Origin of the sequence: Burkholderia sp. CCA53 (genome assembly GCF_001685525.1) — a bacterium.
GTDB classification, from domain to species: domain Bacteria; phylum Pseudomonadota; class Gammaproteobacteria; order Burkholderiales; family Burkholderiaceae; genus Burkholderia; species Burkholderia multivorans.
Window position 1 is genome coordinate 955,458 of the sequence record NZ_BDDJ01000001.1, and the last position, 26,429, is coordinate 981,886.

24 protein-coding genes and 1 pseudogene are annotated in these 26,429 nt (G+C 69.0%); 20 read left to right on the top strand and 5 right to left on the bottom strand.

The window, feature by feature from the left end; genetic code table 11:
* The first annotated feature begins 96 nt into the window (after window positions 1–96).
* From BCR55_RS04420 to BCR55_RS04455, 8 genes are all read left to right on the top strand, one after another.
* Entirely contained in the window at window positions 97–762 is a 666-nt protein-coding gene (locus BCR55_RS04420) for a paraquat-inducible protein A (protein WP_006408341.1), read from the top strand.
* On the top strand, window positions 759–1,388 hold the full coding sequence (locus BCR55_RS04425; RefSeq protein ID WP_065494237.1) for a paraquat-inducible protein A: 630 nt from the start codon (window positions 759–761) through the stop codon (window positions 1,386–1,388). Before BCR55_RS04420 ends, BCR55_RS04425 begins: the two co-directional genes overlap by 4 nt.
* Window positions 1,381–3,000: an intermembrane transport protein PqiB gene (locus tag BCR55_RS04430; RefSeq protein WP_065494238.1), complete on the top strand. Its 1,620-nt coding sequence runs from the start codon at window positions 1,381–1,383 to the stop codon at window positions 2,998–3,000. Before BCR55_RS04425 ends, BCR55_RS04430 begins: the two co-directional genes overlap by 8 nt.
* On the top strand, window positions 2,997–3,728 hold the full coding sequence (locus BCR55_RS04435) for a membrane integrity-associated transporter subunit PqiC (protein ID WP_006401658.1): 732 nt from the start codon (window positions 2,997–2,999) through the stop codon (window positions 3,726–3,728). Before BCR55_RS04430 ends, BCR55_RS04435 begins: the two co-directional genes overlap by 4 nt.
* 339 nt (window positions 3,729–4,067) lie before the next feature.
* Window positions 4,068–6,200 (top strand): site-specific recombinase, encoded by a 2,133-nt coding sequence (locus BCR55_RS04440; protein WP_065494239.1) that lies wholly within the window; start codon window positions 4,068–4,070, stop codon window positions 6,198–6,200.
* Between the two features lie 115 nt (window positions 6,201–6,315).
* A complete protein-coding gene (locus BCR55_RS04445; RefSeq protein ID WP_006408313.1) occupies window positions 6,316–7,614 on the top strand; it encodes a class I SAM-dependent RNA methyltransferase in 1,299 nt (432 codons plus the stop codon).
* Between the two features lie 260 nt (window positions 7,615–7,874).
* Entirely contained in the window at window positions 7,875–8,309 is a 435-nt protein-coding gene (locus BCR55_RS04450) for a VOC family protein (protein WP_006408314.1), read from the top strand.
* Between the two features lie 79 nt (window positions 8,310–8,388).
* Window positions 8,389–9,075 carry a YafY family protein gene (locus BCR55_RS04455; protein ID WP_006401662.1) on the top strand — a complete coding sequence of 229 codons (687 nt, stop codon included), beginning with the start codon at window positions 8,389–8,391 and terminating at the stop codon, window positions 9,073–9,075.
* Window positions 9,076–9,140: 65 nt separating this feature from the next.
* On the opposite strand, the pseudogene BCR55_RS33340 reads toward BCR55_RS04455, so the two are convergent.
* The 4 genes and pseudogenes from BCR55_RS33340 to BCR55_RS04470 all read right to left on the bottom strand — a co-directional run.
* A pseudogene (locus BCR55_RS33340) lies at window positions 9,141–9,327 on the bottom strand (carbon-nitrogen hydrolase family protein); the annotation flags it as partial.
* 164 nt (window positions 9,328–9,491) lie between these two features.
* Window positions 9,492–10,946 carry an NAD(P)(+) transhydrogenase (Re/Si-specific) subunit beta gene (locus BCR55_RS04460; protein WP_006401665.1) on the bottom strand — a complete coding sequence of 485 codons (1,455 nt, stop codon included), beginning with the start codon at window positions 10,944–10,946 and terminating at the stop codon, window positions 9,492–9,494.
* Window positions 10,943–11,269, bottom strand: a complete 327-nt coding sequence (locus BCR55_RS04465; RefSeq protein ID WP_006401666.1) for an NAD(P) transhydrogenase subunit alpha — start codon at window positions 11,267–11,269, stop codon at window positions 10,943–10,945. Before BCR55_RS04465 ends, BCR55_RS04460 begins: the two co-directional genes overlap by 4 nt.
* Window positions 11,270–11,280: 11 nt before the next feature.
* Window positions 11,281–12,420: a Re/Si-specific NAD(P)(+) transhydrogenase subunit alpha gene (locus BCR55_RS04470; protein ID WP_065494240.1), complete on the bottom strand. Its 1,140-nt coding sequence runs from the start codon at window positions 12,418–12,420 to the stop codon at window positions 11,281–11,283.
* 278 nt (window positions 12,421–12,698) lie between these two features.
* Here BCR55_RS04470 and BCR55_RS04475 point away from each other — a divergent pair, with 278 nt between their 5' ends.
* The 3 genes from BCR55_RS04475 to BCR55_RS04485 all read left to right on the top strand — a co-directional run bounded on the left by BCR55_RS04475 (window position 12,699) and on the right by BCR55_RS04485 (window position 16,085).
* Window positions 12,699–13,208, top strand: coding sequence for an NUDIX hydrolase (locus tag BCR55_RS04475; protein ID WP_065494241.1), 510 nt, complete (start codon window positions 12,699–12,701; stop codon window positions 13,206–13,208).
* On the top strand, window positions 13,205–14,350 hold the full coding sequence (gene mnmA / locus BCR55_RS04480; RefSeq protein ID WP_065494242.1) for a tRNA 2-thiouridine(34) synthase MnmA: 1,146 nt from the start codon (window positions 13,205–13,207) through the stop codon (window positions 14,348–14,350). The genes BCR55_RS04475 and mnmA overlap by 4 nt, the downstream gene beginning before the upstream one ends.
* A 115-nt stretch (window positions 14,351–14,465) precedes the next feature.
* Window positions 14,466–16,085: an FMN-binding glutamate synthase family protein gene (locus BCR55_RS04485; protein ID WP_065494243.1), complete on the top strand. Its 1,620-nt coding sequence runs from the start codon at window positions 14,466–14,468 to the stop codon at window positions 16,083–16,085.
* A 98-nt stretch (window positions 16,086–16,183) separates the two neighbouring features.
* On the opposite strand, the gene BCR55_RS04490 is transcribed toward BCR55_RS04485, so the two are convergent.
* Window positions 16,184–16,795: a glutathione S-transferase family protein gene (locus tag BCR55_RS04490; protein WP_006401671.1), complete on the bottom strand. Its 612-nt coding sequence runs from the start codon at window positions 16,793–16,795 to the stop codon at window positions 16,184–16,186.
* A 185-nt stretch (window positions 16,796–16,980) separates the two neighbouring features.
* On the opposite strand from BCR55_RS04490, the gene BCR55_RS04495 reads away from it, so the two are divergent.
* The 9 genes from BCR55_RS04495 to BCR55_RS04535 all read left to right on the top strand — a co-directional run bounded on the left by BCR55_RS04495 (window position 16,981) and on the right by BCR55_RS04535 (window position 26,343).
* Window positions 16,981–18,366 carry an aminopeptidase P N-terminal domain-containing protein gene (locus tag BCR55_RS04495; protein WP_035948223.1) on the top strand — a complete coding sequence of 462 codons (1,386 nt, stop codon included), beginning with the start codon at window positions 16,981–16,983 and terminating at the stop codon, window positions 18,364–18,366.
* Window positions 18,367–18,411: 45 nt separating this feature from the next.
* Window positions 18,412–19,599 (top strand): UbiH/UbiF/VisC/COQ6 family ubiquinone biosynthesis hydroxylase, encoded by a 1,188-nt coding sequence (locus tag BCR55_RS04500; protein ID WP_065494244.1) that lies wholly within the window; start codon window positions 18,412–18,414, stop codon window positions 19,597–19,599.
* Between the two features lie 147 nt (window positions 19,600–19,746).
* Window positions 19,747–20,811, top strand: a complete 1,065-nt coding sequence (gene dusB, locus BCR55_RS04505; RefSeq protein ID WP_006401674.1) for a tRNA dihydrouridine synthase DusB — start codon at window positions 19,747–19,749, stop codon at window positions 20,809–20,811.
* Window positions 20,808–21,041 (top strand): Fis family transcriptional regulator, encoded by a 234-nt coding sequence (locus tag BCR55_RS04510; protein ID WP_006401675.1) that lies wholly within the window; start codon window positions 20,808–20,810, stop codon window positions 21,039–21,041. Before dusB ends, BCR55_RS04510 begins: the two co-directional genes overlap by 4 nt.
* Before the next feature lie 44 nt (window positions 21,042–21,085).
* On the top strand, window positions 21,086–22,651 hold the full coding sequence (gene purH / locus BCR55_RS04515; protein ID WP_065494245.1) for a bifunctional phosphoribosylaminoimidazolecarboxamide formyltransferase/IMP cyclohydrolase: 1,566 nt from the start codon (window positions 21,086–21,088) through the stop codon (window positions 22,649–22,651).
* Between the two features lie 217 nt (window positions 22,652–22,868).
* Window positions 22,869–23,411, top strand: a complete 543-nt coding sequence (gene ruvC / locus BCR55_RS04520) for a crossover junction endodeoxyribonuclease RuvC (RefSeq protein ID WP_006408324.1) — start codon at window positions 22,869–22,871, stop codon at window positions 23,409–23,411.
* 198 nt (window positions 23,412–23,609) lie between these two features.
* Window positions 23,610–24,191, top strand: coding sequence for a Holliday junction branch migration protein RuvA (ruvA, locus tag BCR55_RS04525; RefSeq protein ID WP_006401679.1), 582 nt, complete (start codon window positions 23,610–23,612; stop codon window positions 24,189–24,191).
* Window positions 24,192–24,287: 96 nt separating this feature from the next.
* Window positions 24,288–25,355 carry a Holliday junction branch migration DNA helicase RuvB gene (ruvB, locus tag BCR55_RS04530; RefSeq protein ID WP_006401680.1) on the top strand — a complete coding sequence of 356 codons (1,068 nt, stop codon included), beginning with the start codon at window positions 24,288–24,290 and terminating at the stop codon, window positions 25,353–25,355.
* Between the two features lie 25 nt (window positions 25,356–25,380).
* Window positions 25,381–26,343, top strand: coding sequence for an oxygenase MpaB family protein (locus BCR55_RS04535; protein WP_065494246.1), 963 nt, complete (start codon window positions 25,381–25,383; stop codon window positions 26,341–26,343).
* The last annotated feature ends 86 nt before the right edge of the window (window positions 26,344–26,429 follow it).

Below are 26,429 nucleotides of genomic sequence, written 5' to 3' on the forward strand. Positions count from 1 at the left end.
CGCCCCTCGACACGGTGCAAAAGGCGTTTTGGTAAGATTGGCGCGGGTTCCGGCCCCGTCGACGCCGCCTTTCGCCGTCGCGCAACCCCTTTGTCCATGCAACGAAACGATCTGATTGCCTGTCACGAGTGCGACGCACTGTTGCATAAACCGCGCCTTAGCGGACACGAAGTCGCGCGCTGCCCGCGCTGCGACGCGATGCTCTATCGCAACAGCGCCTCGCAGATCGAGCGGATCTGCGCGCTCGCGCTCGCCGCGCTGATCACGTTCGTGATCGCGCAGACCTTCCCGATCCTCGAGATGGACGTGAACGGCAACCGCGTACAGACGACGCTGATCGGCGCGATCGACGCGCTCTGGCGGCAGGACATGGCGATCGTCGGCGCGATGGTGTTCTGCTCGACCGTGCTGTTCCCGCTCGTCGAAATGTCGGCGCTGCTGTATCTGCTGCTGCCGATACGGCGCGGCGTGATTCCGCCCGGCTTCAACGCCGTGCTGCGCGCGGTGCAGCTCGTGCGCCCGTGGGGGATGATCGAGGTCTTCATGCTCGGCATCCTCGTGACGATCGTGAAGATGGTGAGCCTCGCGCGCGTCGTGCCGGAAGCGGCGCTGTTCGCGTTCGGCGCGCTCACGCTGATGCTCGCGGTCGTGCTGATGTTCGATCCGCGCACGCTGTGGGACATCGCGGACGATCTGCGCGCCGGCCGCATGCGTACGCCGCGCGACGGCGTCGCGCCGCTGGCCGAAGGCGCCCGCCGATGACGAGGCCGACCGCCGCCCGCGAGGGCTACGCCAGCTGCCATGCGTGCGGGCTCGTGCAGACGCTCGACCGGCCGCACGCGCACTGCGCGCGCTGCGGCAGCGCGCTGCACTTTCGCACGCCGAACAGCATCGCGCGCACGTGGGCGCTGCTGATCGCCGCCGCGATCCTGTACATTCCGGCCAACCTGCTGCCGATCATGCGCACCTCGTCGCTGATGGGCTCGCAGCAGGACACGATCATGAGCGGCGTCATCTACTTCTGGGTGTCGGGCGACTGGCCGCTCGCGGTCGTCGTGTTCGTCGCCAGCATCCTCGTGCCGATGCTCAAGCTCGGCGTGCTGCTGATCCTCGTGATCAGCGCGCAGCGCCGCACCGCATGGCGGCCGCTGCAGCGCACGCGCCTGTACCGGATCGTCGAGCGCATCGGCCGCTGGTCGATGCTCGACATCTTCGTCGTGACGCTCACCGTCGCGCTCGTCCATTTCCGCTCGCTTGCCGTCATCACGGCCGGCCCCGGCGCACTTGCGTTCGGCTCGGTCGTAATCCTGACGATGCTCGCGTCGATGCAGTTCGATCCCCGTCTGATCTGGGATCCAGTCGAAACCTCAGGGAAACACCATGAATAGTCCGCCAGGCCCGCAACACGACGAGTCCCGGCCGCCCGACCCGACGATCTCGACGAAAAGCGGCTGGCTGCCGTCGCTCGTCTGGCTCGTCCCGCTGATCGCCGCGCTGATCGGGATCGGCCTCGTCGTGCGCTCGGTGCGCGAACGCGGCCCCGAGATCACGATCAGCTTCCATAGCGCCGAAGGGCTCGAGCCCGGCAAGACGCAGGTCAAGTACAAGGACGTCGAGATCGGCATGGTCAAGACGATCAAGCTGTCGAAGGACCTGTCTCGCGTGCTCGTCGAAGTGCAGCTCAAGAAGGAAGCCGAAGACTTCGCGGTCAAGGACTCGCGCTTCTGGATCGTGCGGCCGCGCGTCGGCGCGACCGGCGTGTCGGGGCTCGGCACGCTGCTGTCCGGCGCGTACATCGGCGTCGACGCGGGCCGCTCGCAGGACGTGCAGACCGACTTCACGGGTCTCGAGAAGCCGCCGGCCGTCACGGCGGACCAGAAGGGCACGCAGTACGTGCTGCGCGGCGATTCGCTCGGCTCCGTCGACATCGGCTCGCCCGTCTACTACCGGCGCGTGCAGGTCGGCCAGGTGGTCGGCTTCTCGCTCGACAAGGACGGCACGGGCGTCACGTTCAACGTGTTCGTCAATGCGCCGTACGACCAGTACGTCGGCACGAACTCGCGCTGGTGGCAGGCGAGCGGCGTCGATCTGCGGCTCGACTCGAGCGGGCTGAAGCTGAACACGCAGTCGCTCGCAACGGTCATCCTCGGCGGCATCGCGTTCCAGACGCCGCCGAACCAGAGCAGCGGTGTGCTCGCGCCGAACAACACGACGTTCCGCCTGGCGGCCGACGAAGGCGACGCGATGCGCGATCCGGACGGCCAGCCGCTGCAGGTCGTGATGAACTTCAACCAGTCGCTGCGCGGGCTCGGGATCGGCGCGCCGGTCGACTTCCGCGGCATCGTGCTCGGCGAAGTGACGAACATCGGCATCGACTACGATCCGAAGACGAAGAACTTCACGATGCCGGTCACGATGAACGTGTATCCGGAACGGCTCGGCCGGCGCTTCCGCGAGACGATTGCGAGCAAGGGCGAAGCGGCGCGCCTCGAGATCGTCCAGCGTCTCGTCCAGCACGGGCTGCGCGGCCAGCTGCGCACCGGCAACCTGCTGACGAGCCAGCTGTACGTCGCGCTCGACTTCTTCCCGAAGGCGCCGCCCGCGAAGGTCGACGTGTCGCATCAGCCGCTCGAGCTGCCGACCGTGCCGAACACGCTCGACGAACTGCAGCTGCAGGTCGCCGACATCGCGAAGAAGCTCGACAAGGTGCCGTTCGACCAGATCGGCGCGAACCTGAACAGCGCGCTGTCGAACGCCGACAAGCTGTTCAAGCAGCTCGACACGCAGGTCGCGCCGGAGGCGCGCGACACGCTGTCGGCCGCGAAGCAGACCTTCTCGACCGCCGAAGCGACGCTGCAGCAGGATTCGCCGCTGCAGTCCGACGTGCGCGGCGCGCTGAAGGAGCTCACGCGCACGCTGCAGTCGCTCAACGCGCTCGCCGACTATCTGGAGCGCCATCCCGAATCGCTGATCAAGGGCAAGCCAGGAGATCAACCATGACGACGACTCGCGTGAACGTTCTCGCGAGCGGCGCGGCGGCCGTGCTCGCCGCACTCGCGCTTGCCGCGTGCAGTTCGCCGCCCGCGCGGTTCTATACGCTCGCCCGCGCCGACGCCGCCGCGCCCGCGCGCACCGCGCCGGCCAATCCGCCGTTCCTGATCGAAGTGCCGTCGGTCGACGTGCCCGAGCAGATCGCGAAGAATCAGCTCGTCGTGCAGAAGGGCGGCGCGCAGGTCGACGTGCTCGAACAGGAGCGCTGGGCAGCGCCGCCCGCCGACGAAATCCGCCGGGCGCTGTCCGACGATCTCGCCGCGCGGCTCGGCACGATCGACGTCGCCGATTCCGCCGTGCCGCCGGGCATGCCCGTGTACCGGATCAGCGTGAACGTGCAGCGCTTCGAATCGTGGCCCGGCAAGCGCGCGGCGATCGACGCGGTATGGAGCGTGCGCGCGGTCGGCTCGCAAGCGGTCATGACGTGCCGCACGAGCGTCGCCGAGCCGGTCGGCAGCGGCTACGACGCGCTGGTCGCCGGCCATCGGCGCGCGCTCGACGCGATCGCGGCGCAGGCGGCGGCCGGCGTGCGCGCGCTCGCCGCGCGCCGCGGCACGGCCGCGCAGCCGGCCGGCAAGACGGCCGCTGCAGCGGTCCCGCCGCTCGTGCCCTGCCCGCCGGCGCCGGCTGCGGCGCCCGCGACCGACGCCGGCGCGACCGGCCAGCCGGGCGCGTAAAAGCGCGCGGCTCGCCGCCGCGCGACTTTGCACTCTTTGTCAAAGTCGACCGGAACCGGCGCCGCGTCGCGCGGTCGCCTTGCGTTTTTGCGGTCGATTGACGATCCTACGCACTTTCACGCTCGCGCCACCGGCTGTCCGCCGTGCGCGCGAGCCGGCAGCGCCGGGCGCGTCCGGCCCGCACGCCGGTCCGGTGGCCGTCCGCCCGCGATCCGCGTGCACCGCAACGGGGCGCCGCGTCCGGCGCCCCGACCGCCACACCCGTACTCACCGGCGCCGCGCCGCATGCCCGGCCGGCCCTCCGAACCCGCCCGTCCAGGGCTTTCGCTACTCCGTTTTATGTTCCGTTCCCTGACGACCCTGATCAAGAAGTGGCGCGCGTCGCGCAGTGCGAGCCATCAGCTCGATGCGCTGCTCGCGCACGCGAACGCCGAGGCGTCGTACGCCGAGCGCAGCGAATGGCTGATCGAACTCGCGCACTGGCTGCGCCGCGGCGGCGCGATGCAGACCGCACAGGCCGCGCAGGACGGCTCGGCCGAACGCGGCGACGACGCCCGCGCCTATCCCGCGCATGCGCGGCTGCGCTACCTGTTCCACGTGCTCGATCGCAATCCGGCATGGAAGTCGCACGCGGCGCGCATCGTGCGCGGCATCCTGCGCGAATGCGACGGCATCTCGCTGCTGTGCGATGCGGGCATGCCCGTGCATTCGGGCTTCTTCGGCGCGCTGTTCGAGCGCATCGATGCCTCGCTGATTCCGCCGGCGCCGAATCGCCGCGAGCTGTCCGCGCTGTTCACGCTGATGTTCCCGACGCCCGACGACGCGCAGTGGATCGACGCGCTGCCCGACGATCTGCTCGCGCGGCTCGCGGATCTGCTCGCGTTCGACGTGACCGACGACGAGCGCCACGAACCTGGCTCGTTCTCGCGCGACCTGCTGGCCGCGCTGCACAACCTGACCTGCCAGATCAGCTCGACCGGCCTGTCGCAGACGGTGCGCAGCCGCCTGTCCGACGACGATGCGCGCACGCCGCTCGAAGCGCAGCCGTTCTACCGGCTCACGCGCGCGATGCTCGCGGTCGAAACCGCGCACTCGGCGGTCGAGGACGGCGGCGATCCGAGCAAGCTGCTGCACGAGGTGAACTATCTGCGCGTGCTGCTCGACGAATGCCGCGTCGCGGTCGACGACGTGTTCTCGCATCTGTACCGCAACGGCGTGTCGGTCGACATCGTGTTCCAGGTCGAGCGGATGCGGATGCGCATTCTGCGCGCGGAGACGCTGCTCAACGCGTGGATGGCGCGCGACGATCTGCGCGGCATGGCACGCCTGACCGCCGAACTCGTCGACGCGAACCAGAACAGCCAGAGCGTCGCGCACCTGATGCGCAGCAATTTTTCGCTGTTCGCGCGCAAGCTCGTCGAGACCAATGCCGATACGGGCGAGCACTACATTTCGCGCAGCCGCGCCGAGTATCTGAAGATGCTGCGCATGGCCGCGGGCGGCGGACTCGTGACCGTCGCGACCGTCTGCGTGAAGTTCGCGATCACCGGCGCGCACCTGCAGTCGATGCTCGAGGGGCTCCTCGCCGGCGTCAACTACGCGGCGAGCTTCATGCTGATGCACTTCCTGCATTTCACGCTCGCGACGAAGCAGCCCGCGATGACCGCGCCGACGCTCGCACGCGAGCTCGACGACACGGGCCACGACGAAGGCGTGAAGGCGTTCGTCGCGTCGGTGATCGCGCTGATCCGCACGCAGGCGGCCGCGATTTCCGGCAACGTGCTCGTCGTGCTGCCGGTGTGCCTGCTCGTGCAGCTGTTCGCGGCCGGCGTGCTGCACGTGAACGTGATTTCGCCGGAAAAGGCGCACGCGACGCTGCATTCGTTCTCGCTGTTCGGCCCGACGCCGTTCTACGCGGCGCTGACCGGCGTGCTGCTGTGGGCGTCGAGCCTGCTCGCCGGCTGGGCGGACAACTGGTTCGTGCTGCATCGCGTCGGCGACGCGCTCGCCTACAACCGCCGGCTGCGGCTCACGCTCGGCGCGGCCGGCGCCGCGAAGTTCGCGCACTTCTGCCGGTCCAACGTCGCCGGCGTCGTCGCGAACGTCGGGCTCGGGCTGATGCTCGGCCTGATTCCGGCGATCGTCACCGTGTTCCTGTTTCCGTTCGAAGTGCGGCACGTGACGCTGTCGGCCGGCTCGATCGGCGTGGCGCTCGGCGTGCTCGGCAAGGGCGCGCTCGGCACGCCGGAACTCTGGTGGGCCTGCGCGGGCGTGCTGAGCATGGCGATCCTCAACGTGCTGGTGAGCTTCGCGCTCGCGTTCACGATGGCCGTGCGCTCGCGCAGCCTGCGGCCGACGAAGGTGCGCGCGCTCGTCGCGGCGATCCTGCGCGCGGTCGTCGCGCATCCGTTCGGGCTGCTCTGGCCGGCCGCCGGCCGCGACGCGCGCGCGCAGCAGTCCGGTTCGCACTAGCCACGCCGGCCGGCGCATGGCGCGCCGGCCGCGAACCGCGTTGCGGCCGACGCCGGGCCGCACGCGCCGGCGCCGCGTACAATACTGGACTTTTGTACGTCCCCGCACCCGCCTTATGTCCTCGCCCACCCTGTACGACTTTTTCGCTCCCTGCCCGCGCGGCCTCGAAGCGGCGCTCGCCGCCGAGCTGGCCGAGATCGCCGGCCGTCACCTGGACGGCGCGCCGTTCGCCGCGGGCGCGCAGGTGCCGGGCGGCGTCCATTTCCGCGGCGGCTGGGCCGCCGGGATGGCCGCGAACCTGCACTCGCGGATCGCGAGCCGGATTCTGCTGAAGATCGCGCACCGCCCGTACCGCAGCGAGCAGGACGTCTACGCGCTCGCGCTCGAGCAGCCCTGGGAACGCTGGTTCGCGGCGACGCAGACGCTGCGCGTCGACATCACCGCGATCAAGTCGCCGCTGAAGAGCCTCGAATTCGCGACGCTGCGCGTCAAGGACGCGATCTGCGACCGGATGCGCGACAAGACCGGCGCGCGCCCGAGCATCGACACCGGCGCGCCGGACGTGCGCGTGTTCGCATTCCTGACGGCCACCGACTGCACGCTGTACCTCGACACGTCGGGCGAGCCGCTGTTCAAGCGCGGCTGGCGTCTCGACAAGGGCGCGGCGCCGCTGCGCGAGAACCTCGCGGCCGGCATCCTGCGCCTGACCGGCTGGACGCCCGGCACGCCGCTGTACGACCCGATGTGCGGCAGCGGCACGTTCCTCGCGGAAGCCGCGCAAATGGTGCTCGGCGTCGCGCCGGGCGTCGAGCGCCGATTCGGTTTCGAGAAGCTGAAGCAGTACGACATCACGGCCTGGCAGGGGCTGAAGGTCGCCGCGATCGACGCGAAGCGCGCGGCGCGCGGCCGGCGCGACGATCTGCGCGTCTACGGCAGCGACATCTCCGGCGACATGCTCGAGAAGGCGCGCGCGAACCTCGAGCGCGCGGGCGTGCCGTCCGTCTGGCTCAAGCAGGTCGATGCACGCGGCATGACGCCGCCGTGCGACGGGCCGGGCCTGATCGTCGCGAATCCGCCGTACGGCGAGCGGATCGAGGTGCGCGGCCGCAGCGCACGCGGCGAGGCGCGCGAAACCGGCCGCAACCGCGGCAACGAGGACGCGTTCCGCCGTACGCACACCGACGCGCCCGACAGCGAGTTCTTCAACGCGCTCGGCGATGCGCTGAAGCAGCGCTTCGCCGGCTGGCAGGCGTTCCTGCTGACGTCGGACCGCGCGCTGCCCGGCCAGCTGCGGCTGCGCGAATCGGCGAAGACGCCGCTGTTCAACGGCGCGCTCGAATGCCGGCTGTTCCGTTTCGACCTGATCGCCGGCAGCGTGAAGGCGCGCCCGGCCGCATCGGACGGCGACGCGTAAGCGTCGTCGCCACCCGCACCGGCGCCGCGCGCGCCGGCTGCTGCCACCCACCGCCATGCCCGGCCGCCCGGCCGGGTACCTTCCCCGTCCCGCCCCCGCTCCCGCTCCCGCTCCCGCCGTTCGGCGCAATGCGTCCGCGCGCTGTCAGGACCGCAACGACTGCTGACAGCACGCTGTCAGCAGCGGTCGATCACACTGCAATCCCGGCGCAATGCCAGGCTGGTTTCCAACAGAATCCGAACGAAAAAAAGGAGCTCGTCATGACGTCCGCAACTGCAACCGCAACCGCACCCGCAAAGACCGCCGCCACCGGCGCGGCCGATCGCGCGATCGCGTGGTTCGACATTCCGTCGCTCGATTTCGACCGCGCGATCCGCTTCTACGAAGCCGTGCTGCAGACCACGCTGCACCGCGAAGTGATCGGCGGCGTGCCGATGGCGATCTTCGACCACGAGGCGTCGAGCACGGGCGGCAGCATCGTGTTCGATCCGCAGCAGCTCAAGCCGAGCGCGAACGGCGTGCTCGTGTATCTGAACGCCGGCGAATCGGTCGTCGCGGCGCTCGATCGCGCGAAGCGCGCGGGCGGCGTCGTGCAGGGCTCGGTCGTCGAACTGCCGAACAACTACGGCTACATCGGCTATCTGATCGACACGGAAGGCAACCGCGTCGGGCTGCACGCGCCGAAATGCCACTGAGCGCGCGTGCCGCCGCCGCGCGGCCGGCGCGGCGCTATCATCGCGACATTCCCGTCCCCGAAGGAGCCGAGGTGCAGCCATGACGCGCCGTGCCGACCGCCTGTTCCAGATCGCCGAACTGCTGCGCGGGCGGCGTCTGACGACCGCCCAGCAACTCGCCGACTGGCTGTCGGTGTCGCCGCGCACCGTCTATCGCGACGTGCGCGACCTGCAGCTGTCGGGCGTGCCGATCGAAGGCGAAGCCGGGATCGGCTACCGGCTGAACCGCAACGCGAGCCTGCCGCCGCTCACGTTCACGGCCGAGGAGCTGGCCGCGCTCGCGGCCGGCGCGCGGATGCTCGAAACCTGGGGCGGCGCGCGCTTCGCGGGCGGCGCGCGCTCGGCGCTCGCCAAGATCGCGTCCGCGATGCCGGCCGACAAGCGCACCGCACTCGATCGCCTGCCGGTGTTCGCGCCGTCATTTCACATCGACGAAGCGTTCTTCGCGAAGGTCGATGCGATCCACCAGGCCGTCGATACGCGCCATATCGTCAGCTTCACGTATCGCGACCGGCTCGGTGCGCATACGAAGCGGCGCGTGTGGCCGCTCGGGCTCGTCTACTGGGGCGGGCGCTGGACGATCGGCGCGTGGTGCGAGCTTCGCGGCGACTTCCGCACGTTCGACATCGCGCGGATGGGCGACATCACCGTGCACGAGCAGTTTCCGGACATGGAAGGCCGGCGCATCGCCGACTACATGCGGATCGCGGAAACGCCTATGCGCTGACGCAGCCGCGTCGATTCGCGCGGGCGGCGCCCCGCGCGGGGACGCCCCTGCCCTGCTGACGCCCCGAACACCACGGGCCGCTTCGGCCGCTCGTCGACGTGCAGCGAGAACACGTCGGCGCGCGCATAGTGCGCCGACCACGTCGAAGTCGTAGCGCGCGCGCACGAGTTCATCGGTGTCGATACGCGCGCTCACGAGCCCCGCCTCGCCGATCGGCGGCTCGGTCAGCGAATCGCCGAGCGGCCCGACGAGCGCGCAGCGCGCTCCGGCGATCGTGCGCGTGCGCGACACGATCGCCGCGTGCGTCGAACGAATCGTGCGCCCGTAAACGATCGGGGCCCGGCCGGCATCCGCCGGACGGGCCCCATTGTCGAACCGCACCCGGCCGCATCGCCCGGCCGGACCGCTCGCATGCGCTACTCGACCGCCTTCACCATGTCTTCGATGACCTTCTTCGCGTCGCCGAACACCATCATCGTCTTGTCCATGTAGAACAGGTCGTTGTCGAGCCCCGCGTAGCCGGCCGCCATCGACCGCTTGTTGACGATCACCGTGCGCGCCTTGTACGCCTCGATGATCGGCATGCCCGCGATCGGCGACTTCGGATCGTTCTTCGCGGCCGGGTTCACGACGTCGTTCGCCCCAAGCACGAGTACGACGTCCGCCTGCCCCATCTCGCCGTTGATGTCCTCCATCTCGAACACGATGTCGTACGGCACTTCCGCTTCCGCGAGCAGCACGTTCATGTGGCCCGGCATCCGCCCGGCGACCGGGTGGATCGCGTAGCGCACGTCGACGCCCTTCTCGATCAGCTTGTCGGTCAGCTCCTTCAGCGCATGCTGCGCACGCGCGACGGCCAGCCCGTAGCCCGGCACGATCACGACCGATTCCGCGTTGCCGAGCATGAACGCCGCATCGTCGGCCGAGCCCGACTTCACGGGGCGCTGCTCCTGCGCACCCGCCGCGCCGCCGGCCGCGGCCTCGCCACCGAAGCCGCCGAGGATCACGTTGAAGAACGAGCGGTTCATCGCGTGGCACATGATGTACGACAGGATCGCACCGGAGGAACCGACGAGCGAACCCGCGATGATCAGCATCGCGTTGTTCAGCGAGAAGCCGATGCCGGCGGCGGCCCAGCCCGAGTACGAGTTCAGCATCGACACGACCACCGGCATGTCCGCGCCGCCGATCGGGATGATGATCAGCACGCCCAGCACGAATGCGATCGCCGTCATGATGATGAACGGCAGCCACGCCTGCGTGATGAAGAACAGGATGCCGAAGCCGAGCATCGCGATCGCGAGCATCAGGTTGATCAGGTGCTGGCCTGCGTACACGACGGGCGCGCCCTGGAACAGGCGGAACTTGTACTTGCCGGACAGCTTGCCGAACGCGATCACCGAACCCGAGAACGTGATCGCGCCGACGAACGTGCCGATGAACAGCTCGACGCGGTTGCCGTACGGAATGAAGTTCGACGACACCGCGTCCTGCGGCACGAGCCCGAACGCTTCGGGCTCCGACACGACCGCATACGCGATGCAGACGGCCGCGAGACCGATCAGCGAGTGCATCGCCGCGACGAGTTCCGGCATCTTGGTCATCTCGACGCGCGCGGCGACGAACGCGCCGACCGCACCGCCGACGACGAGCGCGCCGAGCACGAGCGCGAGCCCGAGCGGCAGGTTCGCGCCGAGCCACGCGGCCTGCTTGACGATCAGCGCGATCGTCGTGAGGATTGCGATGGCCATCCCGACCATGCCGAACAGATTGCCGCGCCGCGCGCTCTTCGGGTTCGACAGCCCCTTCAGCGCCTGGATGAAGCACACCGATGCGACGAGGTACAGCAGCGTGACGACGTTCATGCTCATCGCGCGCCCTCCTTGCCGCCCTCGACACGCTTGGGCTCCTTCTTGCGGAACATCTCGAGCATCCGTCTCGTCACGAGAAAGCCGCCGAACACGTTGACGGCCGCCAGCGCGACCGCGAGCGTGCCGAACACCTTGCCGGTCGCGCCGACGGTCAGTGCGGCGGCCAGCATCGCGCCGACGATCACGATCGCCGAAATCGCGTTGGTCACGGCCATCAGCGGCGTATGCAGCGCGGGCGTGACGTTCCACACCACGTGGTAGCCGACGTACACCGCCAGCACGAAGATGATCACGTTGATCACCGTGTGATTGATGACTTCCATGGTCTCCTCCGTTATTTGCGGGTCACTTCGCCGTCGCGGCACAACAGCGTCGCCGCGACGATGTCGTCGGCGAGGTCGATGTTCAGTACGCCTTCCTTCGTGACGATCAGCTTCATGAAATCGAGCAGGTTGCGCGCGTAGAGCGCGGACGCATCCGACGCGACCATCGAGGCGAGATTCGTATGGCCCGCGATCGTCACGCCGTTGTGCACGATCACCTGGTCGGCCACCGTCAGCGGGCAGTTGCCGCCCTTGCGGCCGTCGACTTCCGGCCCGCGGCCGGCCGCGAGATCGACGAGCACCGAGCCGGGCTTCATCGCCTGCACGGTCTCCGCCGAGATCAGCGTCGGCGCAGGGCGGCCCGGAATCAGCGCGGTCGTGATCACGATGTCGGCCTGCTTCGCGCGCTCGTGCACGAGCGCGGCCTGACGCGCGAGCCACGACGGCGGCATCGGCCGCGCATAGCCGCCGACGCCCTGCGCGGCGTCGCGCTCTTCGTCGGTTTCGTACGGAACGTCGAGGAATTTCGCGCCGAGCGATTCGATCTGCTCCTTCACGGCGGGCCGCACGTCGGAGGCCTCGATCACGGCGCCGAGCCGCTTCGCGGTGGCGATTGCCTGCAGCCCGGCCACGCCGGCGCCGAGCACCAGCACGCGCGCGGCTTTCACGGTGCCCGCGGCCGTCATCAGCATCGGCAGGAAGCGCGGATAGAGCGACGCGGCGACCAGCACGGCCTTGTAGCCGGCGATGTTCGCCTGCGACGACAGCACGTCGAGACTTTGCGCGCGCGTGGTGCGCGGCGCCGCTTCCAGCGCGAAACCGGTCACGCCGGCCGCCGCGAGCTTCGCCGCCTGCTCGGCGTTGAACGGCTCGAGCATCCCGACCAGCACCGCGCCGCGCTTCAGCGACGGTAGTTCCGCATCGGTCGGCGCCTGCACCTTCAGCACGATGTCGGCGCCAAACGCGGCCGACTGGTCGGTCAATTCCGCACCGGCGGCGGCATAGGCTTCGTCCGGATAGCTGGCCGCAGTCCCGGCCCCCTTCGCGACGCTGACGCGGTGGCCGGCGGCCGCGTACTTCTTCACGGTCTCCGGCGTCGCGGCCACGCGCGCCTCGTTGGCCCGCGTCTCAGCAGGCACTCCAATATGCATCGTCAGTTCCTCCAGTCATCGTTGATATTTCTAGTCTTGCGATTCTGACTGCAACAACGAGCCGGACAGGCTGACTACCGGCTCACGGGCAACGGCGTTCACGCAGCACTTTAACCGAAAGCGTTCCGCGCGCCAGCACTTTCCGCACGATCGTGCGAGGTTGCCAACGTGCGGCGCGGCGCACGCTTGCACCATGCACGACGGCGCGCACCGAAGGGTCGGATTCGTCTAACGAGACGGCCGGCAGCGTCCGGGCGCAACCGGTAAAATGCCGAACCATGAAACCCGAAATCTGGACCCCGCACGTGACCGTCGCGGCGCTCGTCGAGCGCGACGGCCGCTTCCTCGTGATCGAGGAAGAAACTTCGACGGGCCTGCGCATCAACCAGCCGGCCGGCCATCTCGAAGCCGGCGAAACGCTCGCCGACGCGGTGATCCGCGAAACGCTCGAGGAAACCGCGCATCCGTTCGTGCCGACGGCGCTCGTCGGCGTGTACCTCGCACATTACGAGCGTCCCGGCAGCGCGGGCGCGACGTATCTGCGCTTCACGTTCTGCGGCACGGCGGGCGAGCGCATCGTCGGTCAGCGGCTCGACGACGGCATCGTCCGCACGCTGTGGATGACGGCCGGCGAACTGCGCGCGTGCATCGAACGCCACCGGTCGCCGGCCGTGATGCGCTGTGTCGACGACTATCTGACCGGGCGGCGCGTTCCGCTCGATTTCGTGCATACGCATTCGGTCGCGCCGCGGCCGGATGCATTCGACCGTCAGGCGGTAAACAAATGAGCAAGCGCCGTGTGGTAGTGGGCATGTCGGGCGGCGTCGATTCGTCGGTGACCGCGTGGCTGCTGAAGGAACAGGGTTACGACGTCGTCGGACTGTTCATGAAGAACTGGGAAGACGACGACGACGGCGAATACTGCTCGACGCGTCAGGACTGGATCGACGTCGTGTCGGTCGCCGACCTGATCGGCATCGACGTCGAGGCCGTGAACTTCGCGGCCGAATACAAGGACCGCGTGTTCGCGGAATTCCTGCGCGAATATTCGGCCGGCCGTACGCCGAACCCGGACGTGCTCTGCAACGCCGAGATCAAGTTCAAGGCGTTCCTCGATCACGCGATGTCGCTCGGCGCGCAAACGATCGCGACCGGCCACTACGCGCGCGTGCGCGAACGCGACGGCCGCTTCGAATTGCTGAAGGCGTTCGATCATACGAAAGACCAGTCGTATTTCCTGCACCGGCTGAACCAGGCGCAGCTGTCGAAGACGATGTTCCCGCTCGGCGAGATTCCGAAGACGAAAGTGCGCGAGATCGCCGCGCAGATCGGGTTGCCGAACGCGAAGAAGAAGGATTCGACCGGCATCTGCTTCATCGGCGAGCGGCCGTTCCGCGACTTCCTGAACCGCTATCTGCCGACGAAACCGGGCCCGATGAAGACGCCGGACGGCAAGCTCGTCGGCGAGCACATCGGCCTCGCGTTCTACACGTTCGGCCAGCGCAAGGGCATCGGCCTCGGCGGCAGCAAGGACGGCAGCGGCGAACCGTGGTTCGTCGCTGCGAAGGACATCCCGTCGAACACGCTCTACGTCGTGCAGGGCCACGATCATCCGTGGCTGCTGTCGCGCGAGCTCGTCGCCGGCAACGTGAGCTGGGTCGCGGGCGAGCCGCCCGCCGAAGGCTTCGCGTGCGGCGCGAAGACGCGCTACCGGCAGGCCGACGCCGCATGCACGTTCGCGCGCGCCGGCGGCGAGCGCTTCTCGCTCGCGTTCGCCGACGCGCAATGGGCCGTCACGCCCGGCCAGTCGGCCGTGCTGTACGACGGCGAGGTCTGCCTGGGCGGCGGCATCATCGAATTCGCGGCCACCGGCCAGCCGGGCCACGCGCCCGCTCCGGCCGCCGCGCCGGCCCTCGCCGAAGCACGCTGACCCCCGTTCGGTTTAGACTTGCGGCACGCCGCGCCCGGCGGAACACGATTCCGTCGAGGCCGGCGCGCCGCCGCGCAGCGTACGCATGGCGGCCGTTCACTTCTGTGGAGTCCCCATGCTTTCACGACGCTATCTCGCGATGTGGTGCGCGGTCCTGCTGCTCGTCGCGGCGGCCGCGCTCGCGTCGTTCCACGTGCTCTCGGGGCTGTGGATCGCGATCCCGGCGGCGCTCGTCGCCCTCGGCCTGTACGACCTGAACCAGGACCGCCACGCGATCCTGCGCAACTACCCGCTCTGGGGCCACTTCCGCTTCCTGTTCGAATTCATCCGTCCGGAAATCCGCCAGTACTTCGTCGAGGACGATACCGACGAGAAACCGTTCTCGCGCGCGCAGCGCAGCCTCGTCTACCAGCGTGCGAAGAACGTCGCCGACAATCGCCCGTACGGCACCGAGCTCAACGTCAAGGCGGCCGCGCACGAATGGATCAGCCACTCGCTCGCGCCGACGCGGCTGCCGAACCACGACTTCCGGATCCGCGTCGGCGCGACGCGCGCGCAGCCGTACGACATCTCGATCTTCAACATCTCGGCGATGAGCTTCGGCTCGCTGTCCGCGAACGCGATCCGCGCGCTGAACCTCGGCGCGAAGAAAGGCGGCTTCGCGCACGACACCGGCGAAGGCTCGCTGTCGAAGTACCACCGCGAGCACGGCGGCGACATCATCTGGGAAATCGCGTCCGGCTACTTCGGCTGCCGCAACGACGACGGCACGTTCAATCCCGACAAGTTCGCGAAGCAGGCCGCCGACCCGCAGGTCAAGATGATCGAGATCAAGCTGTCGCAGGGCGCGAAGCCGGGCCACGGCGGCGTGCTGCCGACCGCGAAGATCACGCCCGAGATCGCCGAGACGCGCGGCGTGCCGATGGGCAAGGACTGCATCTCGCCCGCGACGCACTCGGAATTCTCGACGCCGCGCGGGCTACTCGAATTCGTCGAGCGGCTGCGTACGTTGTCGGGCGGCAAGCCGACCGGCTTCAAGCTGTGCATCGGCCATCCGTGGGAATTCTTCGGCATTGCGAAGGCGATGCTCGAGACGGGGATCGTGCCGGACTTCATCGTCGTCGACGGCGCCGAAGGCGGCACCGGCGCGGCGCCGCTCGAATTCACCGACCACGTCGGCGTGCCGCTGCAGGAAGGGCTGCTGCTCGTGCACAACACGCTCGTCGGCATCGGGCTGCGCGACCGCGTGAAGATCGGCGCGAGCGGCAAGATCATCACCGCGTTCGACATCGCGCGCACGCTCGCCATCGGCGCGGACTGGGTGAACTCGGCGCGCGGCTTCATGTTCGCGGTCGGCTGCATCCAGGCGCAGCATTGCCACACCGACCGCTGCCCGACCGGTGTCGCGACGCAGGATCCGGTGCGTCAGCGCGCGCTCGTCGTGCCCGACAAGGCCGAGCGCGTCTACAACTTTCACCGCAATACGCTGCACGCGCTGCAGGAGCTCGTGCAGGCCGCCGGGCTGTCGCATCCGTCGGAGCTGCGCGCGCATCACATCGTGCAGCGGGTGTCGCCGCACGAAGTCCGGCTGATGTCGCAGCTGCTGAAATATCTGAAGCCGGGCGCGCTGCTCGACGGCAACACGTGCGGCTATACGCTGTACGACAAGTGGTGGCCGATTGCCCGCAGCGATTCGTTCACGCTCGGCGAAACGGTCTACGCGTCGATCGACTGACGCGTGTGCGGGCCTCGGTCGGTGGCGGCCCGTCAAGCCGGTCAGGTCGAAAAAAAGCGCCCTCTCAGGGGCGCAGTCTGCGGCATACGGCCCGCCGGTCAGCCCTGCGGCAGCGTATCGGCGAACGACTGACGCTGCGACAGCTTCACGAAATGCTTGTCGAGGTTCGGGTGACGTTCGCGCCAGTTCAGCTCGGGCATCCGGAAGTCGAGATAGCCGAGCGCGCAGCCGAGCGAGATGTCGGCCAGCGTGTAATGATTGCCGACGCACCACGTCTTGCTGCCCAGGCCTTGCGACATCGCGACGAGGCCGTCGTCGATCTTGCGCTGCTGCCGCGCGATCCAGCTCGCGCTGCGCTGCGCTTCGTCGCGCAGCGTGTGTTCGAGACGGATCGCGACCGACGCGTCGAGCACGCCGTCGCACAGCGCTTCCCAGCAGCGCACCTCGACGCGCTCGCGCCCCGAAGCCGGAATCAGCTTGCCGACCGGCGACAGCGTATCGACGTATTCGCAGATCACGCGCGAATCGAACACCGCCGCGCCGTCTTCCATCACGAGACACGGCACCTTGCCGAGCGGATTCGACGCATGAATGTTCGTATCGGGGGCCCACACGTTCTCGAGCTCCAGCTTGTAGTCGATCTTCTTTTCAGCGAGCACGATCCGCGCCTTGCGGACGTACGGGCTGCTGAGCGAACCGATTAATTTCATCATCTGCCTTTTTAAGGGAACCGCCGGGAGTATACGTTGTCGCCGATCATAACCGGGCGGCACGGCCGGGTAGAAAATCGCCCGTCCGGCCTGTGGATGGTTTGCAACAATCGGCCGGCGGGCCCGGCTGCGCGGCGCTCGCGCGCACTTTCGCGCGCCGCGGCCGGCGGCGCTACAATCGCACGATGAATCCGCCCCTCGATACCGCCATTGCCGTCGACGTCTACCGCCAGCGCCGCGAACGCGTGCTTGCCGCACTGCGCGCCGCGGGCGGCGGCGTCGCCATCGTGCCCACCGCGCCGGAAGTGCTGCGCAACCGCGATACGGGCTATCCGTACCGGCACGACAGCTACTTCTATTACCTGACCGGCTTCACCGAGCCTGACGCGGTGCTCGTGCTGAACGCGGCCGCGCCGCACGGCGCGCCCGAGTCGATCCTGTTCTGCCGCGCGAAGAACGCCGATCGCGAGATCTGGGAAGGGTTCCACTACGGGCCCGAGGCCGCGCGCGACACGTTCGGCTTCGACGCCGCGTACGCGACCGACGTGCTCGATACCGAGATCCCGCGCCTGCTCGCCGACGCGGGCACCGTCCACTACCGGTTCGGCGCGTCGACCGCGTTCGACCGGCAGCTCGCGCGCTGGCTCGATGCGGTGCGCGCGCAGGCACGCTCGGGCGTCGCCGCGCCGGACGCGATGCGCGACCTCACGCCGCTGCTCGACGACATGCGGCTCGTGAAGGACGAACACGAGCTCGCGATCATGACGCGCGCCGCCCACATCTCGGCGCTCGCGCATCGGCGTGCGATGCAGGCATGCAAGCCCGGCATCCGCGAATACGAACTCGAGGCCGAGCTGCTGTATACGTTCCGCCTGCACGGCGCGCAGGCGCCCGCCTACGGATCGATCGTCGCGGCCGGCGCGAACGCGTGCGTATTGCACTACCCGGCCGGCAACGCGGCCGCGCGGGACGGCGACCTGATCCTGATCGACGCCGCGTGCGAGCTCGACGGCTATGCGTCGGACATCACGCGCACGTTCCCCGCGAACGGGCGCTTCTCGCCCGCGCAGCGCACGCTGTACGACATCGTGCTCGCCGCGCAGCAGGCCGCGATCGACGCGACGCGCGCGGGCGTGCCGTTCGAGGCGCCGCACGACGCGGCCGTGCGCGTGCTCGCGCAGGGGCTGCTCGACACCGGCATCATCGCGAAAACGCGCTTCTCGAACGTCGACGACGTGATCGCCGAGCGCGCGTACACGCGTTTCTACATGCACCGCACGGGCCACTGGCTCGGGATGGACGTGCACGACTGCGGCGACTACCGCGAACGGCACGCCGAGCGCGACGCCAACGGCGCGCTGCCGTGGCGCACGCTGAAGCCCGGCATGGCGCTGACGGTCGAACCGGGCCTGTACGTGCGCGCGGCCGACGACGTGCCGTCCGAGTACTGGAACATCGGCATCCGCATCGAAGACGACGCGATCGTGCGCGAGCACGGCTGCGAGCTGATCACGCGCGACGTGCCCGTCGCGGCGGCCGACATCGAGGCGCTGATGCGTGCGCGCGCGTAAGCCGCACGCGGGCCGCCGACCGTTATTTCCGTTTCACGAATTCCGATGACCCACGCTTCCTCCCCGCCCCAGACCGACTACGACCTCGCGATCGTCGGCGCGGGCCCGGTCGGGCTCGCGCTCGCCGGCTGGCTCGCGCGGCGCAGCGCGACGCAGCACGCGTCGATCGCGCTGATCGATGCGCGCGAGCCGTCCGCGAGCGCGAACGATCCGCGCGCGATCGCGGTGTCGCACGGCAGCCGCGTGCTGCTCGATACGCTCGCGTGGCCGGCCGACGCGACGCCGATCGAACACATTCATGTGTCGCAGCGCGGCCATTTCGGGCGCACGCTGATCGAGCGCGACGAGCACGATCTCGCGGCGCTCGGCTACGTCGTGCGCTACGGCTCGCTCGTCCAGGCGCTCGCCGGCGCCGTGCGCGGCAGCCGCGTCGACTGGCTCACGTCGACCACCGCGCGCGCGCCGCTGCAGGACGCCGACGGCGTCGCGCTGACGCTCGACGGGCCGCACGGCGAACGCGTGCTGCGCGCGCGCATCGTCGTGAATGCCGAAGGCGGGCTGTTCCACGAGCAGCAGGCAGACGCCGGCAAGCATCGACGCGACTACGGCCAGACCGCGCTCGTCGGCACCGTGACGGTGTCGTCGCCGCGCCCGAACGTCGCGTGGGAGCGCTTCACGCACGAAGGCCCGCTCGCGCTGCTGCCGCTCGGCGGCCCGCGGCAGGCCGACTATGCGCTCGTCTGGTGCTGCGCGCCGGACGAGGCGGCGCGCCGCGCGGCGCTGCCCGACGACGCCTTCCTGCGCGAACTCGGGATCGCGTTCGGCGAGCGGATGGGCAGCTTCGTCGCGATCGCGGGCCGCGCGTCGTTCCCGCTCGGGCTCAACGCCGCGCAGACGCTCGTCAAGGGCCGCGTCGCGATCGTCGGCAATGCCGCGCAGACGCTGCACCCGGTCGCGGGCCAAGGGCTGAACCTCGGGCTGCGCGACGCGCACACGCTCGTCGACGTGCTGTCGACGCAGGGTTTCGACGCGACCGCGCTCGCGACCTTCAATGCGCGCCGCGCGCTCGACCGGCGGCTCACGATCGGCGCGACCGACACGCTCGCGCGGCTGTTTACGATCGATGCCGGCCCGCTGCCGCTGCTGCGCGGCGCGGCGCTCACCGCGCTCGAATTCGTGCCGCCGCTGAAGAAGGCGATCGCGCGGCAGATGATGTTCGGCCAGCGCGGCTGACGCGCGCGGCGCGCAGACCGCGCCGGCCGGTGCCGGTGTGCGTCCACACAAACCGGGTCAAATCGGCGCGGGTTGGGAATACGGTAAAATGCGCGTTTTCCCTCCGCCCTTTCGATGCCCGCGCGTGCCGCGGGCCGTGCCATTGCGATGCCCGTTATCGGCTCTCACGTATTGCGTAACAACCTGTTCGTCGCGCCGATGGCCGGCGTGACGGACCGTCCGTTCCGCCAGCTCTGCAAGAAGCTCGGCGCCGGCTACGCCGTGTCCGAGATGGTCGCGTCCAACGCGCAGCTCTGGAAGAGCGCGAAGACGATGCGCCGCGCCAACCACGCAGGCGAGGTCGAGCCGATCGCGGTGCAGATCGCGGGCGCCGATCCGGCGATGATGGCCGAAGCGGCGCGCTACAACGTCGACAACGGCGCGCAGATCATCGACATCAACATGGGCTGCCCCGCCAAGAAGGTCTGCAACGTGGCGGCCGGCTCCGCGCTGCTGCAGAACGAGCCGCTCGTGCAGCGGATCGTCGAGGCCGTCGTCGCGGCCGTCGGCACGGGGCCCGACGCGGTGCCCGTCACGCTGAAGATCCGCACCGGCTGGGACCGCGAGCACAAGAACGCGATCACGATCGCGCGGCTCGCCGAGGCCGCCGGCATCTCGATGCTCACCGTGCACGGCCGCACGCGCGCCGATCTGTACCGCGGCGAGGCCGAGTACGAAACGATCGCGGCCGTGAAGGCGGCCGTGCGCATTCCGGTCGTCGCGAACGGCGACATCACGTCGCCCGCGAAGGCGAAGGCCGTGCTCGAGGCAACGGGCGCCGACGCGCTGATGATCGGTCGTGCCGCGCAAGGCCGGCCCTGGCTGTTCCGTGAAATCGATCATTTCCTGCAAACGGGCGAGCTGCTGCCGCCGCCGCGCATCGACGAGATCCAGCAGGTGATGAACGAGCACCTGGAAGACCACTACGCGTTCTACGGCGAATTCACCGGCGTCCGTACTGCGCGCAAGCACATCGGCTGGTACACTCGCGGCCTTTCCGGTGCCAACGCGTTCCGGCACCGGATGAACACGCTCGATTCCACCCGCGAGCAGCTCGCCGCCGTCAATGCGTTCTTCGACGCGCAAAAGGCGCTGTCGGACCACCTCGTCTACGTCGACGACGACGAAAACGGTCAGGGCGAGCCGGACGACCATAACCAGTTAGCAGCATGAGCAAGCACAACATCGAACAATGTGTCCGCGAGAGCCTGGACGTGTATTTCCGGGATCTAGACGGCTCCAATCCGCACGACGTCTATGAAATGGTGATGTCCTGCGTCGAAAAGCCGATGCTCGAGGTCGTGCTCGAACAGGCGGGCGGCAACCAGTCGCTCGCCGCCGAGTACCTCGGCATCAACCGCAATACGCTGCGCAAGAAGCTGCAGCAGCACGGCCTGCTGTAGTCGGCCGCCCCGTCCCCGTTTCCCTGGCTATTGGTGGTTCCATCATGATCAAGCAAGCGCTCATTTCCGTTTCCGACAAGACCGGCATCGTCGACTTCGCGAAGTCGCTGTCCGACCTCGGCGTCAAGCTGCTGTCGACGGGCGGCACCGCGAAACTGCTCGCCGACGCGGGCCTGCCCGTCACCGAAGTGGCGGACTACACGGGCTTTCCGGAAATGCTCGATGGGCGCGTGAAGACGCTGCATCCGAAGGTGCACGGCGGCATCCTCGCGCGTCGCGATCTGCCCGAGCACATGCAGGCGCTGGAAGCGCACGACATCCCGACGATCGACCTGCTCGTCGTGAACCTGTATCCGTTCGTCGCGACGATCGCGAAGGACGACTGCACGCTCGCCGACGCGATCGAGAACATCGACATCGGCGGCCCGACGATGCTGCGCTCGGCCGCGAAGAACCACCGCGACGTGACGGTCGTCGTCGATCCGGCCGACTACGCAGTCGTGCTCGACGAAATGAAGGCGAACGGCAACACGGTCGGCTACGCGACGAACTTCCGGCTCGCGACGAAGGTATTCGCGCACACCGCGCAATACGACGGCGCGATCACCAACTACCTGACGAGCCTGACCGACGAACTGAAGCACAGCTCGCGCAATCCGTATCCGGCGACGCTGAACATGGCGTTCGAAAAGGTGCAGGACCTGCGCTACGGCGAGAACCCGCACCAGAGCGCGGCGTTCTATCGCGACATCGTCACGCTGGCCGGCGCGCTCGCGAACTACCGCCAGCTGCAGGGCAAGGAACTGTCGTACAACAACATCGCCGATTCGGACGCGGCGTGGGAATGCGTGAAGACGTTCGACGCGCCGGCGTGCGTGATCATCAAGCATGCGAACCCGTGCGGCGTCGCGGTCGGCAACGACTCGGCCGATGCGTACGCGAAGGCGTTCCAGACCGACCCGACGTCGGCGTTCGGCGGCATCATCGCGTTCAACCGCGAAGTCGACGAAGCGGCTGCACAGGCCGTTGCCAAGCAGTTCGTCGAAGTGCTGATCGCGCCGTCGTTCACCGATGCCGCGAAGCAGGTGTTCGCCGCGAAGCAGAACGTGCGACTGCTGGAGATCGCGCTTGGCGAAGGCCATAACGCGTTCGACCTGAAGCGTGTCGGCGGCGGCCTGCTCGTGCAGTCGCTCGATGCGAAGAACGTGCAGCCGCATGAGCTGCGCGTCGTCACGAAGCGTCATCCGACGCCGAAGGAAATGGACGACCTGCTGTTCGCGTGGCGCGTGGCGAAGTACGTGAAGTCGAACGCGATCGTGTTCTGCGGCAACGGCATGACGCTCGGCGTCGGTGCCGGCCAGATGAGCCGCGTCGACTCCGCGCGCATCGCAAGCATCAAGGCGCAGAACGCGGGCCTGACGCTGGCCGGCTCGGCCGTGGCGTCGGACGCATTCTTCCCGTTCCGCGACGGTCTGGATGTGGTCGTCGCGGCAGGCGCGACCTGCGTGATCCAGCCGGGCGGCTCGGTGCGCGACGACGAAGTGATCGCGGCAGCCGACGAGCACAACATCGCGATGATCCTGACGGGCGTGCGTCACTTCCGTCACTGATCGCCCGCATGCGGCCCGCGCGGCCGCTGCGACCATGCCCGGCGGCGTCGCACCCGCCGGGTTTTTTATTGGGCCGCGCATGAACGGCCGGCCGTGCGGGACCGCACCTGCACCGCGCCTCGCGCGAACGGGGGTTCCGCCTCGCTGCGCCCCGTGCGGCGACGGCGCCCTGCCCCTTTCGTTGTAGTATCGCTGCATCACGCAACTCCCTCTTCACATGCGAATTCTCGGCATCGACCCCGGCCTGCGCGTCACCGGCTTCGGCGTCATAGACGTCAGCGGCCATCGGCTCGCCTATGTCGCGAGCGGCGTGATCCGCACGCCGACGGCCGATCTGGCCACGCGCCTCGGCACGATCTTCGCGGGCGTCTCGACGCTCGTACGCGAACACGCACCGGACCAGGCCGCGATCGAAAAAGTGTTCGTCAACGTGAACCCGCAGTCGACGCTGCTGCTCGGCCAGGCGCGCGGCGCCGCGATCTGCGGGCTCGTATCGGGCGGACTGCCCGTCGCCGAATACACCGCGCTGCAGCTGAAGCAGGCGATCGTCGGCTACGGCCGCGCGACGAAGGCGCAGATGCAGGAGATGGTCACGCGGCTGCTGAGCCTGAGCGGCCAGCCCGGCAGCGATGCGGCCGACGCGCTCGGCATCGCGATCTGCCATGCGCACGGCGGCAATACGTTGAGCACGCTCGGCGGCCTCGCGCCGGCGCTCGCGCAGAAAGGCCTGCGCTTGCGCCGCGGCCGGCTCGTCGGCTGAGCGGCACCGGGCGCGCCGCCGGCATGTGCCGGCGAACGGCCGGCCGACCGCAACCGGCGCGGCCGCTCGGGGCCGGCGTCGCGCGTGCGCGCCGCATTGCGCCGCTGCCGCGCCGTGGCACCGCCCGCCGCGCCGGACCATCGGCTTTGCGCCGCACGTGCGCTACACTCGCGCTTTCTTCCTCGCATCCCGCCATCCATGATCGGTCGCATCGCCGGCATCCTGCTCGAAAAGAACCCGCCTCACCTGCTCGTCGACTGCAACGGCGTCGGCTACGAAATCGACGTGCCGATGAGCACCTTCTACAACCTGCCGCAGACCGGCGAGCGCGTCGTCCTGCTCACGCAGCAGATCGTGCGCGAGGACGCGCACCTGCTGTACGGCTTTCTCACGCCGCAGGAGCGCACGACGTTCCGCGAGCTGCTGAAGATCACCGGCATCGGCGCGCGCATGGCGCTCGCCGTGCTGTCCGGCATGAGCGTGCAGGAGCTCGCGCAGGCCGTGACGATGCAGGACGCCGCGCGCCTCACGCGCCTGCCCGGCATCGGCAAGAAGACCGCAGAGCGCCTGCTGCTCGAACTCAAGGGCAAGCTCGGCGCGGACCTCGGGGCACTCGCCGGCGCCGCGTCGGCGTCGGACCACGCGACCGACATCCTCAACGCGCTGCTCGCGCTCGGCTATTCCGAAAAGGAAGGCCTCGCGGCGATCAAGAACGTGCCGGCCGGCACCGGCGTGTCCGAAGGCATCAAGCTCGCGCTGAAGGCGCTCTCCAAGGCGTAACGGCCCGTCGCATCCAGTGTCGCGCGGCGTCGGCGCGCGCGACAGTCGGCCGTTCGGCCAGGTTGGCCGCGCCACGCCGCGCGGTACAATGGCCGCATGATTGAAACCGACAAACTCGCCGCCGAGCGGATCATTGCCGCCACGCCCGCCTCGTCGCACGAGGAGGTGTTCGAACGCGCGCTGCGGCCGCGCCAGCTCGACGACTACGTCGGCCAGGAAAAGGTGCGCGGCCAGCTCGAAATCTTCATCGAGGCTGCAAAGCGCCGCCGCGAGCCGCTCGATCACGTGCTGCTGTTCGGGCCGCCGGGCCTCGGCAAGACCACGCTCGCGCACATCATCGCGCGCGAGATGGGCGTGAACCTGCGTCAGACGTCGGGCCCCGTGCTCGAGCGCGCGGGCGACCTCGCGGCCTTGCTGACGAACCTGGAAGCCAACGACGTGCTGTTCATCGACGAAATCCACCGGCTGTCGCCGGTCGTCGAGGAAATCCTGTATCCGGCGCTCGAGGATTACCAGATCGACATCATGATCGGCGAAGGGCCGGCCGCGCGCAGCGTGAAGCTCGACCTGCAGCCGTTCACGCTGGTCGGCGCGACCACGCGTGCGGGCATGCTGACCAATCCGCTGCGCGACCGGTTCGGGATCGTCGCGCGCCTCGAGTTCTACGATGCCGATCAGCTGTCGCGCATCGTGCAGCGCTCGGCGTCGCTGCTGAACGCGCAGATCGATCCGAACGGCGCGCTCGAGATCGCGAAGCGCTCGCGCGGCACGCCGCGGATCGCGAACCGGCTGCTGCGCCGCGTGCGCGATTACGCGGAGGTGAAGGCCGACGGCCAGATCACGGCAGCGATCGCCGACGCGGCGCTCGCGATGCTCGACGTCGATCCGGTCGGCTTCGACCTGATGGACCGCAAGCTGCTCGAAGCGATCCTGCACAAGTTCGACGGCGGCCCGGTCGGCATCGACAACCTCGCCGCCGCAATCGGCGAAGAGCGCGACACGATCGAGGACGTGCTCGAACCGTACCTGATTCAGCAGGGCTTCCTGCAGCGCACGCCGCGCGGCCGCGTCGCGACGCTCCTGACGTACCGCCACTTCGGCCTGGCCGCGCCCGACGCCGGCAGTCCCGTGCAAAGCATCTGGGACACGCCGGACGCGCAGTAACGCACGGTCCGACACCCGGCCCGCCATGACGACACCGCACAGCGCTCCGCCTTCTACCGCCGGCAGCCCGCGGTGGATCGAACAGATCCGCAAGCGGGTCGCGGCCGGCGTCACGCATCTGACCACCGGCAGCGGCCCGACGCTCGACTATTCGTCGCCGCCCGGCGATCCGGGGCTGTTCGGCCCCGACGCGGTCTGCTGGCGCGTGCATGCCGATTTCACGTCGATGATGACGGGCGGCATCTGCGCGCTGCTGCTGCAGGCGCTGCATCCGCTCGCGCTTGCGGGCGTCTGGGATCATTCGTCGTTTCGCACCGATATCCTCGGCCGCTTGCGGCGCACCGCGACGTTCATCTCCGGCACGACGTTCGGCAATCGCTGCGATGCATTGGCGCTGATCGAACGCGTGAAGGCGATTCATGCACGCGTCGCCGGCACGGCACCGGACGGCCGCCCCTATCGCGCGGACGATCCCGCGCTGCTGACCTGGGTGCATGTCGCGGAGGTGTCGAGCTTTCTCGCCGCGCATCTGCGCTACGTGAACCCCGCGCTGTCGGGCGAACTGCAGGATCGCTACTATGCGGAGACCGCGCAGATCGCCGAGCGGCTCGGCGCGACCGACATTCCGCGCTCGCGCGCCGAAATCGACGCATATCTCGCGCGGATGCGTCCCGAGCTCGAGGCCGGGCCGCGAACCTTCGAGGTAATGCGCATCCTGCTGAACGCGCCGCTCGCGTCGCCGATGCTGCGGCCCGCCGCGACACTCGTGATGCAGGCCGGCGTCGACCTGCTGCCGCCGTGGGCGCAACAGATGCTCGGCGTGTCGACGTTCGCGCCGCTGCGCCGCGCGGTGGTCCGCCCCGGCGTGCGCGCCGTCGCGCCCGTGCTGCGGTGGGCGCTCGTGAACGGCGTGTCCAAACGCGCACGACGTCGCGCGACCGCCGCGACGGCCGTGCCGCCCGATCGTCCGTCGTCGAATCACGGCTGATGGCGATGAAGCGAATGCGGTGGTGTGGAGAGCCTCGGCCCGCATAGTGATTGATGGCGACCGATCCGGCGATCGACGGCAAGACC